General features: G+C 65.3%; 11 protein-coding genes and 2 pseudogenes. 4 read left to right on the forward strand and 9 right to left on the reverse strand.

From position 1 onward, the window contains the following. Window positions 1-21 precede the first annotated feature (21 nt). The 5 genes from ACUVYZ_RS13960 to gcl all read right to left on the reverse strand — a co-directional run bounded on the left by ACUVYZ_RS13960 (window position 22) and on the right by gcl (window position 5,623). A complete protein-coding gene (locus ACUVYZ_RS13960; RefSeq protein WP_439935098.1) occupies window positions 22-696 on the reverse strand; it encodes a TIGR04283 family arsenosugar biosynthesis glycosyltransferase in 675 nt (224 codons plus the stop codon). A 65-nt stretch (window positions 697-761) separates the two neighbouring features. After that, window positions 762-1,733, reverse strand: a complete 972-nt coding sequence (locus ACUVYZ_RS13965) for a metallophosphoesterase family protein (protein WP_439935097.1) — start codon at window positions 1,731-1,733, stop codon at window positions 762-764. A gap of 172 nt (window positions 1,734-1,905) precedes the next feature. Then, window positions 1,906-2,811 (reverse strand): 2-hydroxy-3-oxopropionate reductase, encoded by a 906-nt coding sequence (gene glxR, locus ACUVYZ_RS13970; RefSeq protein WP_439935096.1) that lies wholly within the window; start codon window positions 2,809-2,811, stop codon window positions 1,906-1,908. A 96-nt stretch (window positions 2,812-2,907) separates the two neighbouring features. Beyond that, window positions 2,908-3,693: a hydroxypyruvate isomerase gene (gene hyi / locus ACUVYZ_RS13975; RefSeq protein WP_439935095.1), complete on the reverse strand. Its 786-nt coding sequence runs from the start codon at window positions 3,691-3,693 to the stop codon at window positions 2,908-2,910. Window positions 3,694-3,859: 166 nt separating this feature from the next. Continuing rightward, window positions 3,860-5,623 carry a glyoxylate carboligase gene (gene gcl, locus ACUVYZ_RS13980; RefSeq protein WP_439935094.1) on the reverse strand — a complete coding sequence of 588 codons (1,764 nt, stop codon included), beginning with the start codon at window positions 5,621-5,623 and terminating at the stop codon, window positions 3,860-3,862. 350 nt (window positions 5,624-5,973) lie between these two features. On the opposite strand from gcl, the gene ACUVYZ_RS13985 reads away from it, so the two are divergent. Genes ACUVYZ_RS13985 through glcF form a run of 4 tightly spaced genes read left to right on the forward strand, consistent with a single transcriptional unit; the run spans window position 5,974 to window position 10,544 of the window. Beyond that, complete coding sequence (locus ACUVYZ_RS13985) at window positions 5,974-6,717, forward strand: FadR/GntR family transcriptional regulator (RefSeq protein WP_439935093.1); 744 nt, start codon at window positions 5,974-5,976, stop codon at window positions 6,715-6,717. A 29-nt stretch (window positions 6,718-6,746) separates the two neighbouring features. Further along, entirely contained in the window at window positions 6,747-8,231 is a 1,485-nt protein-coding gene (locus ACUVYZ_RS13990) for an FAD-linked oxidase C-terminal domain-containing protein (RefSeq protein WP_439935092.1), read from the forward strand. Window positions 8,232-8,252: 21 nt separating this feature from the next. Further along, complete coding sequence (gene glcE, locus ACUVYZ_RS13995) at window positions 8,253-9,308, forward strand: glycolate oxidase subunit GlcE (RefSeq protein WP_439935091.1); 1,056 nt, start codon at window positions 8,253-8,255, stop codon at window positions 9,306-9,308. Window positions 9,309-9,314: 6 nt separating this feature from the next. Then, on the forward strand, window positions 9,315-10,544 hold the full coding sequence (gene glcF / locus ACUVYZ_RS14000; protein ID WP_439935090.1) for a glycolate oxidase subunit GlcF: 1,230 nt from the start codon (window positions 9,315-9,317) through the stop codon (window positions 10,542-10,544). Between the two features lie 63 nt (window positions 10,545-10,607). Here the strand turns inward: glcF and ACUVYZ_RS14005 are convergent, their stop codons facing one another. From ACUVYZ_RS14005 to ACUVYZ_RS14020, 4 genes and pseudogenes are all read right to left on the reverse strand, one after another. Continuing rightward, entirely contained in the window at window positions 10,608-11,273 is a 666-nt protein-coding gene (locus ACUVYZ_RS14005) for an energy-coupling factor ABC transporter permease (protein ID WP_439935089.1), read from the reverse strand. Between the two features lie 226 nt (window positions 11,274-11,499). Then, window positions 11,500-11,892 (reverse strand): annotated as a pseudogene (locus ACUVYZ_RS14010) (transposase); the annotation flags it as partial. Between the two features lie 42 nt (window positions 11,893-11,934). After that, window positions 11,935-14,574: pseudogene (gene cas10, locus ACUVYZ_RS14015) on the reverse strand (type III-A CRISPR-associated protein Cas10/Csm1); the annotation flags it as partial. Next, window positions 14,571-14,711: a hypothetical protein gene (locus ACUVYZ_RS14020; protein WP_439935088.1), complete on the reverse strand. Its 141-nt coding sequence runs from the start codon at window positions 14,709-14,711 to the stop codon at window positions 14,571-14,573. The gene ACUVYZ_RS14020 and the pseudogene cas10, both read right to left, overlap by 4 nt. Window positions 14,712-14,744 lie beyond the last annotated feature (33 nt).

The following is a 14,744-nucleotide window of genomic DNA, read 5'->3' on the forward strand; positions in this document are numbered from 1 at the left end:
TTCTGTTCTTTTAGCTCCTTTTCAGCGGTAGCACCGCGCCAGGCGCTCCGGCGGCACCCCTAGGGCATAGGCGGCGCGCAGCACCCACATGAGGAGAATCGTGCGAATGATTCCGCCCTCTTCCCAGCGGCGGCTGGAGGTGACCACGGGCACGCGCAGGCACAGTGGCCGGCCATGCCGCTTGAGCCGCTTGGAGAGCTCCACGTCCTCCATGAGAGGTTGGTCGGGGAAGGCGCCCACTTCGAGGAACAGACGGCGCTCGACGAACATGGCCTGATCGCCTGTGGCGATGCCCGACAGCCGGGAGCGCAGGTTCATCAGGCGCTCCACCACCCGCAGCAGGGGATGGACTCCGGAGAGCCGCACGTCGAACCGGCCCCAGCGGCGACCGGTTCGTGCCATGCCCATCTCGATTTGCCGATGCGCGTCCGCCGGAAGTCGGGTGTCTGCGTGCAGGAACAGTAGCACGTCGCCCCGGGCAGCGGCGGCGCCGGCGTTCATTTGGGACGCCCGCCCCCGGGGCGCTGCCAGCACCCGGTCAGCCCAGGCTTGGGCGAGGGCCACGGTGGCGTCCCGGCTGCCTCCGTCCACCACGATAACTTCGCAGCACTGGGCGCGCAGGGGCGCCAGGGCCTGCAGGGTGTCCCCGATCACGCCCGCTTCGTTCAGGGCCGGGACTACGATGGAAAGACGCACGGGGCGGGAACCTGTCTCTTCTTTCTAGGTAGGGTCTTTTTTTACTTGTTGTGGCCCACGCAGCTTCAGCCCAGCGCCGCGACGCTGGACAGGCGGCGGGGGCGGGCTCGAGCCACGCTGTAGGCCGGCCCTCGTAGCATGCGATCGAAATAGCTCTCGAAGGCGGGCGAGCCCGGCGGCCAGTCGGCGAGGAAAGCCCGCTGCCAGCGGGCGTGATCGTAGGGAAGGGGCAGCGCCTCCACGCGGAGGCCCCCCACGCGGACCCCGTAAAGGATCTTTTCCGGGGCGGGTGTCGCGCCGATGCGGGTCACCACCCCGAAGCGGGTGCCGGCGAAATTGGGCATGCCCGCCGCCCCGTTGTTCACCACACAGCCCAGCCCCGCCGGCAGCGCCACCTCCCGCAGCACGGGCAGGCAGGTGTGGCTGCAGGCGAAGACCCGCACGTTCGCCTCGGTGAACCACCGGGCGGGCGCCTCGCTGGAAGCGAGGCCGTCCAGGCTTTCGGCAGAAAAATTCCAGCCGGCGAGGGCATGGGCGTCCCCATGGACGATGGCCACCCGCTCGCCCGCCACCTCCGCTACCAGAAACCTGGGCAGCACCGCCAGCCGTTCCACCAGGGCTGGGAACCCCCGGGCCGTCTCCCGCAGCCGGACCATGATGGCGTTGGAGCGTTCCACCACCGCATCGGGCACCCACTCGGGATAGGCGCAGCCGCACCCCGCGCCCTCCTCGCGGCGGGCGAGCTCCGTTTCCACGTTGCCCCGCAGGGCGTCGAAGGCAAGCACCGCCTCGTTGATCGCCTGGAAGGTGTCCGGCCGCACGTCGAACCAGTGGAAATCCCCGTTGAACACCACCCGGGCGGCGGGCTCCCGGGCGGCGAGCCCGAGCACCGCTTCCAGCGCCTGGGGGTTTCCGTACAGGCCGCCCACCACGTAGAGGGCCTCGGCGGCGAAATCCGCCGGGCGGTTCAAGTCCCGCGGCTCATAGCGATAGTCCAGGGGACAGTTGCGCCCCGGAATGGACCGGGCTTCCTCCATGGCACGGCACCTCGGCGAAAAAGCTCGAGTTTTTGTCGCTCCGCTAGGGGGAAATCTTACGCCGCGGGGCGCGGGCGAAGCACCGCTGGGAAATGACCGTCCGACTCCCGGGCATGAGAAAAGCGCCCCGCGGGCGCCTTTCTCGACGAGCCGGTTACGGCAACGCCGGCGATCAATCCAGACCCGGATTCTCCACGGGCTGACCCACCTGGTGATGGGCCATCATCTCCAGCGCCTTTACCATGCCCGAGTGATCCCACTTCGCCCCGCCGTTGGCCACGCAGGCGTTGAACAGCTCCTGGGCGGTGGCCGTGTTGGGCAGCGACACCCCAAGGGCGCGGGCGCCGGCCAGCGCCAGATTGAGGTCCTTCTGGTGCAGCTCAATGCGGAAACCCGGATCGAAGGTGCGCTTGATCATGCGCTCGCCGTGGACCTCCAAGATCCGCGAGGAGGCGAACCCGCCCATCAAGGCCTGGCGCACCCGGGCCGGATCCGCCCCCGCCTTGGAGGCGAATACTAGAGCCTCCGCCACCGCCTCGATGGTGAGGGCGACGATGATCTGGTTGGCCACCTTGCACGTCTGCCCGTCCCCATTGCCCCCCACCAAGGTGATGTTCTTGCCCATGAGCTCGAACAGGGGCTTCACCTTGGCGAAGGCGTCCTCGGGCCCGCCCACCATGATGGTGAGGGTGGCGTTCTTGGCGCCCACTTCCCCTCCCGACACGGGGGCGTCTAGATACTGGCAGCCAAGCCCGTTGATGCGCTCGGCGAATTGCTTGGTCTCGATGGGGGAGATGGAGCTCATGTCCACCACGATCTTGCCCGGGGTGATTCCTTCTGCCACTCCAGCCTCGCCGAACAGCACTTTCTGCACGTCCGGCGTGTCGGGCACCATGGTAATGATGACTTCCGCCTTTTGCGCCACCTCCTTGGGCGATTTGCAGGCGGTCGCGCCGGCGGCCGTGAGCTCCTGGGGCACGCCGCTGCGGCTGTGGGCGAAGAGGGTGTGGCCGCCCTTCACCAGGTTGAGAGCCATGGGCTTGCCCATGATGCCGAGTCCAATGAATCCCACGTTCATTGCTTTCTTCCTCCAGACGGTTCAAAGCCATTGATAGAGGCCAAGCGTTCATCAGGCATTTTGAGGACGCTCGCTAAAACTTATCGCTCCCGTTCCTCAGGCCGCCGCCCGATAGGGGGCAAACCAGCCGAGCCCCGCCTCGGTGGTGGTGGCCGGCTTGTATTCGCAGCCGATCCAGCCGGTGTAGCCGATGCGATCCAAGTGGGCGAACAGGAACGGATAGTTGATTTCTCCCGTCCCCGGCTCATGCCGCCCCGGATTGTCGGCGAGCTGGACGTGGGCGATTAGCTTCAGGTTCTTTTCCATGGTGCGAGCGAGATCGCCCTCCATGATCTGCATGTGATAGATGTCGTACTGCAGGAACAGGTTGTCCGAGCCCACGTCTTCGATGATGCCCACCGCCTGGGCCGTATGAGTCAGGTAGAAGCCCGGGATGTCGATCGTGTTGATGGGCTCGATCAGGAGCTTGATACCTGCTTTTTTAAGTTCGGCGGCGGCGAACTTAAGGTTATCGACGAAGGTTTGGCGGACTTTGTCTAGGGGGACCTCCGCGGGGGTGATGCCGGCGAGACAATTCAACTGCCCGCAACCCAGGGTCTTGGCGTACTCGATGGCCTTGCCCACCCCGTCCTGGAACTCGCCCACCCGGTCCGGGTGGCAGGCAATGCCCCGCTCCCCCTTGCCCCAATCCCCCGCGGGCAGGTTGTGCAGCACCTGGACGAGCCCGTGGCGGTCCAGGCGCTCCTTGAGCGCGTTCTTGTCGTAGGGGTAAGGAAACAGATACTCCACGCCTCGGAAGCCGGCCTTGGCCGCGGCGGCGAACCGGTCCAGGAACTCGACCTCGTTGAACATCATGGTGAGATTGGCGGCGAACTTCGGCATACGGGATCCTCTTTGTAAAAAAACAGGCCCCTCGCCCGACCGTCCCTGCGGGGGCGAGGGTCAGATACTGTCCATGATAACCGGCGAAAGCCTGCGGGCGACAGGGCGCTCGCTTCTTCGGGGAGGAGGAAGGCCCCGCCGCCCCGGGCCCGCAAGCACGGCGTTGTCACGCCGTCGCCGGTTCTTTGGTGCCCGCGCGGTCCTCGATCGGCTCGAATTCCTTGATCTGATCGATCTCGGGACCCATGGCAATGTTGGTCGCGCGCTCGGTGATCACCTCCACCACCACCGGGACCTTGTGCTCGTTGGCGAGATTTCTCGCGTCCTCGAAGGCGGCGGCAAGCAGGTTCGGATCGAACACGCGGATCGCCAGGCAGCCGAAAGCCTCGGCCGCCTTCACGTGGTCGACCCCGTATTCCCCGATCTCGGGCGCATTGATGTTCTTGAACGACAGTTGCACTTCATAATCCATGCCGTAACCCAGCTCCGCTTGACGAATCAGGCCCAGGTAGGCGTTGTTGAGCAGCACCAAGACGAAGGGGATCTTGTACTGGGCTGCCACTGCCAGCTCCTCGATCAGGAACTGGAACGAGTAGTCGCCCACGATGCCCACCACTTCCTTGTCCGGGCAAGCGAGCTTTGCGCCGGTGCAGGCCGAGATCTCCCAGCCGAGGGGTCCCGCCTGGCCGCACACCAAGTAATGGCGCGGCTTGTTAATCTTCTGGAACTGGCCGGAGGCGATCTGGTACAGCCCGATGGCGGTCACGAACACGGTGTCGTCGCCGAACACCTTGTTCACTTCCTCGAACACCCGCTGGGGCTTGATCGGGACGTTGTCGAAATGGGTCTTGCGGTGCATGGTGCGCTTGCGCTCCTGCACCTCTGCCACCCAGGCGCTGCGGTCGGCGAGCTTGCCCGCCGCCTGCCATTCCCGGGCCACTTCCACGAACAGCTCCAGGGCGAATTTGGCGTCGGAGACGATGCCAAGATCCGGGCAGAAGACGCGCCCGATCTGGGTCGGCTCGATGTCCACGTGGACGAACTTGCGCCCACGGGTGAAGACGTCCACGCTGCCCGTCATGCGGTTGGCCCAGCGGTTGCCCAACCCCAGCACGAAGTCGCTGCGCAGGTAGTTGGCGTTGCCGTAGCGGTGCTGGGTCTGCAGCCCCACCATGCCGGCGTTGAGGGGATGGTCGTCGGGCAGCGCCCCCCACCCCATGAGGGTAGGCACCACCGGGGTCTGGGTGATCTCGGCGAATTCCCGCAGCAGATGGCACGCGTCTGCGTTGATCACCCCGCCGCCGGCGATGATCAGGGGCCGCCGCGCCTCCATCATCATGGTGAGGGCCTTCTCGATCTGGCGCCGGTGGGCCCGCGGCTTGAACACCTCCAGCGGCGCGTCGGCCTCCGGATCGTACTCGATCATCTCTTTCTGCACGTCGAGGGGCAGGTCGATGAGCACCGGTCCCGGCCGCCCCGAGCGCATGAGGTGGAAGGCGTGGCGGAAGGCCCAGGGCACCTGGGCCGCCTCCATCACGGTGACGGACCACTTGGTCACCGGGCGAACGATCGACGCGATGTCCACCGCCTGGAAGTCCTCCTTGTGGAGCTTCGCCCGGGGCGCCTGGCCGGTGATGCACAGGATCGGCACCGAGTCGGCCATGGCGGAATAAAGGCCGGTCACCATGTTGGTGCCGGCGGGGCCGGAGGTGCCGATGCACACGCCGATCTTGTCTTTCTTCGCCCGCGTGTAGCCCTCGGCCGCGTGGGTGCCGCCCTCTTCGTGCCGCACCAGGACGTGCTTGATGGAGCTCTTGCGCAACGCGTCGTAAAGCGGCAGGATCGCCGCTCCCGGCACGCCGAAGGCAAGATCGACCCCTTCGCTTTCCAAGACCTTCACTGCCGCTTCCGCGGCGGTCATCTTCGCCATAGCGACCTCCTAATAGGATTTCAGTATATGAAATTATTTGTTGTTATATGGAATCAAGCATAGCACTGGAAATTGCAGAATGCAAATCAAACTTCCATAATATGAAATTATCGTCATCATAAGCCGCGCCTAGATGCGGCAGAATCCCTCGCCGGCGAAGCGGTCCACGACTCGGCTTCGCTTCGCCGGCAATCGAGCTCGAAGCACCACTAGAGTAGTTGAGTAGTTATAGATGCGCCCCACCTTGACGAGTTAAAGCGCTCGCGGTAAATTGGTCTGATAATCAGGCCACTTGATAACCTAGTGGCTGAGTAATCATAACTGTTTGATTTAACGAGACGAGTGATATTATGACGGTCATGGAAGCCCTGCAAGAAGTCGCCCGGCCGCTGCGCCTGAGCGAGACGGTGATCCGAGCGTTGCAGGGGCTCATCCGGGACGGCACCTTCCGTCCCGGTGACCGGCTGCCCACCGAGCGGGCGCTGGCCGAGCGCTTTGGGGTAAGCCGGGCCGTGGTGCGGGAAGCGATCGCCTGTCTGAAAGCGGACGGCTACGTGGTCGCGCGCCAGGGGGCGGGGGCCTATGTGGCGGCGCGGCCGGAGCTTCTGAGCTTCAAGCTGGCTCATGATCAGCCGGACTTGCAGGAGCTCGGCCACGTCTTCGAGTTGCGCTTGTCGGTGGAGAGCACCGCCGCCGAGCTGGCGGCCCTGCGGCGCACGTCCCAGGACATCGAGAAAATCGCCGGACCCTTGGCCGCCATGGACCGGGCGCTCGCGGGCCAGGGCAACGGCTCGGAGGCGGATAACGCCTTTCACCGGGCGATCGCCGCCGCCGCCCACAACCCCTACCTGGAGCGCCTGGTCGCCCTCATCGGCCATCCTTTCGCCGACAGCCGCCGTCCCACCTGGAGCGAGGCGAGCCTGGCCCAGGCCGCCCAGGCGGAGCACCGGCGGCTGTTCCAGGCCATCGCCGCCGGAGACCCGGACGCCGCCCGGGAAGCGGCCCGGGCCCATCTGGTTAGCGCGGCCGCCCGGCTGGGGCTGGCCCCCATGGAGTTCGCCCGGCCCCGCGCCATCCCCCCGAGCCCCTCGTGAAACATCCGGACTAGATTCCGGAGGCATCGATGCTCCACGCAGAACAGACCTCAACCCGAACCTCCGCCCGCCCACTGGTGCAGCGGCTGCGCCGCCTAGTGGGCCCCGACAACGTGCTGTCGGAGCCGGAGGAGCTACGCCCCTACGAGTGCGACGGGCTCACTGCGTTCCGGCAAGTGCCGGGAGTCGTGGTTCTCCCGGAAACCGAGGACCAGGTGGTGCAAATCCTGCGTCTGTGCTATGGGGAGGGCGTACCGGTGGTGGCCCGCGGCGCGGGTACCGGCCTCTCGGGCGGTGCGCTTCCCCTCAAGGAGGGGGTACTGCTCTCCCTGGCTAAGTTCATGCGCATCTTGGAAATCGATCCCCTGGCGCGCACCGCCCGGGTGCAGCCGGGGGTGCGCAACCTGGCGGTTTCCGAGGCCGCGGCACCCTACGGGCTGTATTACGCCCCCGATCCCTCCAGCCAGATCGCCTGCACCATCGGGGGCAACGTGGCGGAGAACTCCGGCGGCGTCCATTGCCTGAAGTACGGGCTCACCGTGCACAACGTCATGAAGGTGCGCGCCGTCACCATCGAGGGCGACATCGTGGAGTTCGGCGCCGACGCCCTGGACGCGGCGGGCTACGACCTGCTCGCCCTGATCACCGGCTCGGAGGGGATGCTAGCGGTCATCACCGAGGTCACGGTGAAGCTGCTGCCCGTGCCCGAAACCGCCCAGGTGGTGATGGCCGCCTTCGACAGCCTGGAGAAGGCGGGCGACGCCGTGGCCGCCGTCATCGCTGCCGGGATCGTGCCCGCGGGGCTGGAGATGATGGACCAGCTCACCACCCGAGCCGTGGAGGACTTCGTGCGCGCCGGCTATAACCTGGACGCGGAAGCGATCCTGCTGTGCGAGTCGGACGGCACCGCGGAAGAGGTGGCCGACGAGATCGCCCGGGTCACGGAGGTCATGAAGGCGTGCGGCGCCACGGAGATCCGCGTCTCCCGCAACGACTCGGAGCGGCTGCGGCTGTGGGCCGGGCGCAAGGCCGCCTTCCCCGCCGCCGGGCGCCTCTCCCCCGACTACTACTGCATGGACGGCACCATCCCCCGCAAGAAGCTGGGCCAGGTGCTGAAGGGCATCGAAGCGCTTTCCCGGGAGTACGGCCTGCGCTGCATGAACGTCTTCCACGCCGGCGACGGCAACCTGCACCCCCTCATCCTCTACGACGCCAACGTGCCCGGCGAGCTGGAGAAGGCGGAAGAATTCGGCGGCCGCATCCTGGAGATGTGCATCGAGGCGGGGGGCACCATCACCGGGGAGCACGGGGTGGGAGTGGAGAAGCTCAACCAGATGTGCGTCCAGTTCCGGCCGGCGGAGCTGGAGGCGTTCCACCGTGTGAAGCACGCTTTCGACGAGCGCGGATTGCTCAACCCCGGCAAGGCGGTGCCCACCCTCGCCCGCTGCGCCGAATTCGGGCGCATGCACGTGAAAGCAGGGCAGGAACGCTTCCCCGACCTGCCCCGCTTCTGAACATCGCCCTCGGCCTGACCCATGCAAGAGACCATCGATCGCATCGCCGAAATCCTGCGCCGGGCATCCGCCGAGGGCACGCCGCTCCACATCGTGGGCGGCGGCACCAAGCGCTTCTACGGCGGCCCCAGCATCGGCGAAACCCTGAACGTGGCCGCCTACCGGGGCATCGTGGACTACGAGCCCTCGGAGCTGGTGCTCACCGCCCGTTGCGGAACATCCCTTAAGGAAGTGGAAGCCGCGTTGGCCCAGCAGGGGCAGATGCTTCCCTTCGAGCCACCCCATTTCGGCGAAGACGCGACCCTGGGCGGGTGCGTCGCCGCCGGGCTCTCGGGGCCCCGGCGCGCGGCGAGCGGCGCGGTGCGGGACTACGTGCTGGGGGTGCGCATGCTGGACGGGCGCGGCACCGACCTCTCCTTCGGCGGGCGGGTGATGAAGAACGTGGCGGGCTACGATGTCTCGCGCCTGATGGCGGGCTCCCTGGGAACCCTGGGCGTGATCCTGGAGGTGTCCCTCAAGGTCCTGCCCCGGCCTCGGGCCGAGCGCACCCTGCGCCTGGAAATGGACGAGGGCCGAGCCATCGAGACCATGAACGCTCTCGCCGGCAAGCCCCTGCCCATCTCCGCCACCTTCCATCACGAAGGCCTCCTCTGGATCCGGCTCTCGGGGGCCGAGAGCGCCATTCGCGCCGCCCATTCGAAGATCGGTGGCGAGGAGGTCGCCGAGGGCGAAGCCTTCTGGACTTCGGTGCGGGAGCAGACCCACCCGTTCTTCGCCTCCAGTCCGCGGCTGTGGCGGCTATCGATCAAGTCCACCACCCCGCCTCTGGCCCTCGGTCCCCAAGCGATGGAGTGGGGCGGGGCTCTCCGCTGGATCGCCCGGGATGCCCCGGCAGCGGAGATCCGGGCCGCCGCCCTACGATCCGGCGGCCACGCCACCTTGTTCCGCGGCGCGGACGGGACAACTCCCGTATTCCATCCCCTGCCCGCGGCCTTGGAACGCATCCACCGGCGGCTCAAGCAGGCCTTCGACCCCGCCGGGATCCTGAACCCCGGGCGGCTCTACCCCGGCATGTGAAACCGAATGGAAACCCATCTCGCCGAATTCATTCGTCATACCCCGGAGGGCCGGGAAGCGGAAGCGATCCTGCGCGCCTGTACCCACTGCGGCTTTTGCACCGCCACTTGTCCCACCTACCAGCTCCTCGGCGACGAGCTGGACGGCCCGCGGGGCCGAATCTATCTCATGAAGCAGGTGCTGGAAGGGGCGCCAGCGACGAAGAAGGTGCAACTGCACCTGGACCGCTGCCTCACCTGCCGCGCCTGCGAGACTACTTGCCCTTCGGGGGTCAAGTACGGGCGCCTCGCCGACATCGGCCGCGCCGTCATCGAGCGGCAAGTGGGCCGGGGCCGGATCGAGCGGCTCGTGCGCGGCGCCCTGCGGGCCGTGCTGCCCAGACCCTGGATTTTCAATCCCCTGCTGCGGCTCGGGCAGCTCGCGCGGCCGCTCCTGCCGCCCGCCCTGAAAAAGAGCGTGCCGCCGCGCCAGGCGCCGACTCCGTGGCCCGCGCCCCGCCATCCGCGGCGCATGGTGGTGCTGGACGGCTGTGTGCAACCCGGGATCGCTCCCAACATCAACGCCGCGGCTGCCCGGGTGCTGGACCGCCTGGGCATCTCCCTGGTGCAGGCGAGGCACCCCGCCTGCTGCGGCGCCGTCCCCTATCATCTCAACGCCCAGGAAGAAGGGCTCGATTACGCCCGCCGCCTGATCGACGCCTGGTGGCCCCACGTGGAGCAAGGGGCGGAAGCCATCGTGATCACCGCCACCGGCTGCGGCGCCATGGTGGCCGAGTACGGCCATCTGCTACGCCACGACCCCGCCTACGCGCCCAGGGCTGCCCGGGTCTCGGCCCTTGCCAGGGACGTGAGCCAGGTGCTCGTCGCGGAACGGGAGCGCCTCGCCACCCTCCTCGATGGGAAGCCCAGGCCCAGGCTCGCCTTCCACGCCCCGTGCACCCTGCAGCACGCGCTGAAGCTCCGGGGGGCGGTGGAAGAGTTGCTGCGCGGCGCGGGCTTCGCCCTCACCCCCGTGCCCAACGCTCACCTGTGCTGCGGCTCGGCGGGCACCTACTCCCTCCTGCAGCCGGAGCTTTCCCAGAGGCTGCTGCGCAACAAGGTGGCGGCCCTCGCCTCGGGAAAACCTGAGCTCATCGCCACCGCCAACATCGGCTGCCTCACCCATCTCGCAAGCGGCACGGACTTACCCGTCAAACACTGGATCGAAGTGCTGGACGAGGCGATGGCGGCGGTCTGAAGACGGCTGCGCGCCCGTGCCACCGGCCCCGTGGGCGCGTCCCCGGTCACGACCGCCGAGCGTTTATCTCCCATTCAGGTAGCGATTGTCGTCGAAGGTGCTTACCCAGGCTGGCCTGAACACCGCCATCATGGCGATGAGCATGCCGGTGATCATGCCTTCGGGTATCGCGAGCAGAACCAGCAGGGGAAAGTAGCGGTCCGCGAGGACCGCGAAAGAATAAGCGCCGCCCGCCCACAACACCGCCCATGCCGCCAGAACCGCGCAGACCATGGCCAGGGCGGCGCCCCAGTAACCAGCTAGGAACACGTAAACGAAGAAGTTGGGGGGTAGGAAGCGCTCGCTCGCCTTGAGGATTCCGTGGCTCACCATCACCGGAACGAGGCCCATGATCAGGGCATTCAAAGGATAGTTCAGGGCGTCGATCTCGCCGTTGAGCGCGCTTGCCGCCAGCACGAAGCTCATGCCCGCCATGGCGAGCCGCCAGCCGAACATGAGGGTGAGCAAGGTGGCCCCCAAGTAATGGTACTCGGTCCCGGGCAGGAGGGGCGTCTCGATCCACCACAGCACCATGAGCATCACGCAGGTGCCGAGATAGGCGTTAAGCTTTGCCTTGTCCTTGAGCCGTACCCAGGGGGCCCGGCGGATCAGGTGCACGAGGAGCAGCCCGTAGAGAACGGTCGCCACCCAGTACCAGTGAGCTGGGAGCAGATTTAAAGGGATGCTCATGATTCAACCTCTCGCCGCGTCCCGTTGCGGACACTAGAATCTATCTCAAAATCGGGTAGGGTGCGTTGAGCGCAGCGAAACGCACCGCTGTTTCAGAGGCGTCGCGACCGTGCGTTGAAGCGCACCTTATCGCGCTGGCGATTTTGAGATAGGTTCTAGAAACTCATACGCGCGCAGACAGCAATTTTGAGATAGGTTCTATTGAGAATTACGTAATCTCGTGACATCAGAACAGCTCAGCCTGTTTCCAGAAGGCGGCGATGAGGGATGTGCGTCGCTGTGCCGATTGGAGCTTGCCGCGTGCGGTGATGGCGAGGTCGGCAATGGAGCTGGGGCAGTAATTCGCAAGGGCATGTCGCTTGAGCCAGGCCCACAGGTATTCGAGCGGATTGAGCTCGGGCGCATAAGGTGGCAGGAAGGCCAGCTCGATCTTTTCCTCCAGGCCGTCGACGTAGTCCCGTACCAGACGGGAACGATGGGCCTTGAGACCGTCCCAAATGATCAGCAAGCGTCGTCCGATCTGTTTGACCAGTGCCTTGAGGAACTCGACGATCTGCGGCCCTTTGATCGATCCCTCGTGCAGGCGGAAATTGGCGTTCGTGAAGCTCACCCCGGCGATCTCCGCGCCGAGCTGCGTTTGCAGCGCGCGCCGTTTCCGCTCGCGCTCGTCGCGATCCTCTACTTCCCTGTAGCGGGTTTCTGCCAGACGCCGGGTGCGATAGGCAAAATGCGAGTGCCACAGCGCCGCCTGCGGGCGCGGGGTCTTTTCTTTTAGCTCGGCGGCCATGTCGGTATAGCGCAACAGGGCGTAGAGATAACCGGTAGACAGGGCATGCTCCTGTGCGGCCCGCTCCAGAGCTGCCGTGCGCTTCATGAGTTCACCGAAGTCGGCCCATGAAACTGACTGGCCAAAGCAGGTTACGGCGTTCTTGGTTCTCATGCCTGGGTTTTCCCTGTTGGGCATCGGGCCGGCATCGTAGTCCTTGGCATGGTCCAGCGCCTCCTTCGCCAGTGCCGCAAGCTGCCGGATGGGCAGCCCAGGCTTGGTCATGGACAGCCCCGCAGAGAAATGAATATCCGGATTGCCGGCAACATACCGTGCGAATTCCTCGCGCATCCTGCTTGCGAGCCCAATCATCGAATGCCACGGGCCGATGAGGAAGAAGTCGTCGCCGCCGGCGAACACGGTATAGGTGTTCGGAAATTCTTTTTGACACAACCACGGCAGATATACGGTGAAGAAGGCGTTCACCTGCCTAGACAGCGCGGCCATCTTTGCGAAGGTGGGACGCTCCAGTCCTTTTTGGAAGATGAGCCCCAAGTTATCCACGTCGCCCTTGAGCGTCATGAGTGCCTCGACGCCAATCCATCGGCCGTTTTCGTCGAGCCTGCGGTCGTTGCGCGCGAGATGGTTCAGGGTCTTGGGCTCGTGCGGATCGGGCTCGAAGTCTTCAGCCTTCTCGATACCTCGGTAACGCTCCGCATCCCAGGCATTCATCTCGCCAAAGCGCGGTACATGGGCGTTGATGTGCCGCCGCGCATAGCCGTTCCAAAGCGGCGCATCGGGCGATTCCGGGAGCGAGAAATCCCAGGCACGGACCAGGTTGCCGGTTCTCGCCTCGTTGCCGAAGCGGCCGGTGTCCGCTTCGCTCTCGGTAAAGTTCACGCGATAGCCGAAGAGGTCGAGACGCAGCGTATGGTGATTGAGGGGACTGCGGGTGATAAGCACACGCTTCTGCGTGGCAAGCCATTTTCCGGTGTCGATCTGGTCCGCCGCCAGCGCGCTCACCCAGGTTTCGTCGGCAATGTTTACCACGCCGGGCGAGCGGCCGTCGATGCGGCATTCGCCGTGTTCGAAGCGGTCGAGGAAGTCTTCGAAAACAGGTTTCGGCGGAGTCTCGCTACACAGACCGAAGCGTTGCAGCTTTGTCATCTCCAACTGCTGGAACAACCGGACCATCAGTTCGCGAAAGGGGCTCACATTGCCCTCGCCGTGTTTGAAGTGCTCAGCGCTGGCGGGCAGCCAGGCGAGCAAGAGACCCGACTGGCCATAGGTGTGCTGGAGAAACCAGTCATTAAGTTCTTTCTGTACAGCACACAGCTTCTCGACGGTCGCCGCGGCATTCGGCGCAACGATGAGGAACTTACCGGCCGCGTTGACGACCTGGCTGGTGGCGGGGAGACTCAACACCTCCAGTACCTTCAGCGCCGCGAGGTCAGTGAGCAGTGACACGTAGAACGAACGCCCGCGCAGCAGCTTCGCGGCGCGCTTCTGGGTACTGCCGCCCTCGGCAAAGATGAAGTTCTGGATACCGGTGAAATCGCCTTGCACCAGAAGGAATTTCTTGTCTTCCCACGCCTGGCGCGCCTCGGCGCTTTCACGACGCGCCTTGTCCCACTGTGCGCGCAATTGCTCGCGTACGGCTGCGGCATCATCACCGCGGTCATGGTGATAGCGCCACAGCGCCACCGCCAGCGCCGCCGTGGTCTTCGAATGATCATAGAGCGACACATCCGGCCGGACGTTTCCGCCGATGCCCGCCGTCGTCGAGGGGATGGCATGGGTGAACGTCAGCCACAGGCTGTCGAAGTGATCGAGCCACAGCGCGAGGTAGTACCGGTGGCTCGCCGGGACCAGTTTTATACCTTCCAGAAACTGATTGCACAGTTCAAGGTAATGAGCCTGTGCCGCGTCTTTGCTGTCACTTTCGCATTCCGCGGCGGAAACGGGAAAGATGGTCTCTGGTGCCAGTGGTTTCAGGGGATAACGCCAGTCGCTCGTCTCACGCCGACCGTCCAGGTGGATACGCTCCAGTAACGTTTCCTGCCGCGTGGTGTAGTGATTGAGCCGGCGCCCTTGTTGTTCATGTTCGTCGGCCGCGCGGTTGTAGCTCTCAAATTCCTCGCGCTCGAAGCCCGAAGCAAGCCGGTCCGCCGTAGCGATGATCCATTGGAGATAAGTGTCCGGACGGTGGTGCAAGGCCGCCGCATTGATAAGCGAGTCGTCCGCATTTTTCTCGCGCCATGGTGCAAATGGGCTCATGTCCTCGCCCACCAACTCCGGCAACCAGTCTTCCAGCAAATCCAACCCAATAGCCGTGTACGCGGCATGGATGTGGGTGCGGCGCCCGTTCGACTCTGGACAATACAACCCCTCGTTGATCTGCTGGCGAGTATTGCCATCCGCATCTTTCTCGAGAGCCTGCGGAATCCGAGCCCGCTCGGCGAACTTGCCCAAGTCGTGCATGAATGCAGCCAGCGCGACCCGGCAGGATGCATCTATCAAAGGTTTGTCACTCACGATACCCCCTTGAACGGCGGCGTGCGCCAGCGGCCGTTCTGCTTGGCGTCGCCGAGAAAGGCGGGGGTGAGGAAACGGACGGTGTATCGGCGCTCGGTCATTTTCATGGCGACTGCCCTTTTCGCGTTGTCGATCATAGTCGTCTGCCCTTCACGGCGTGTCGTTCGCAA

The sequence above is a fragment of the Pelomicrobium sp. P1 genome, from assembly GCF_052805615.1.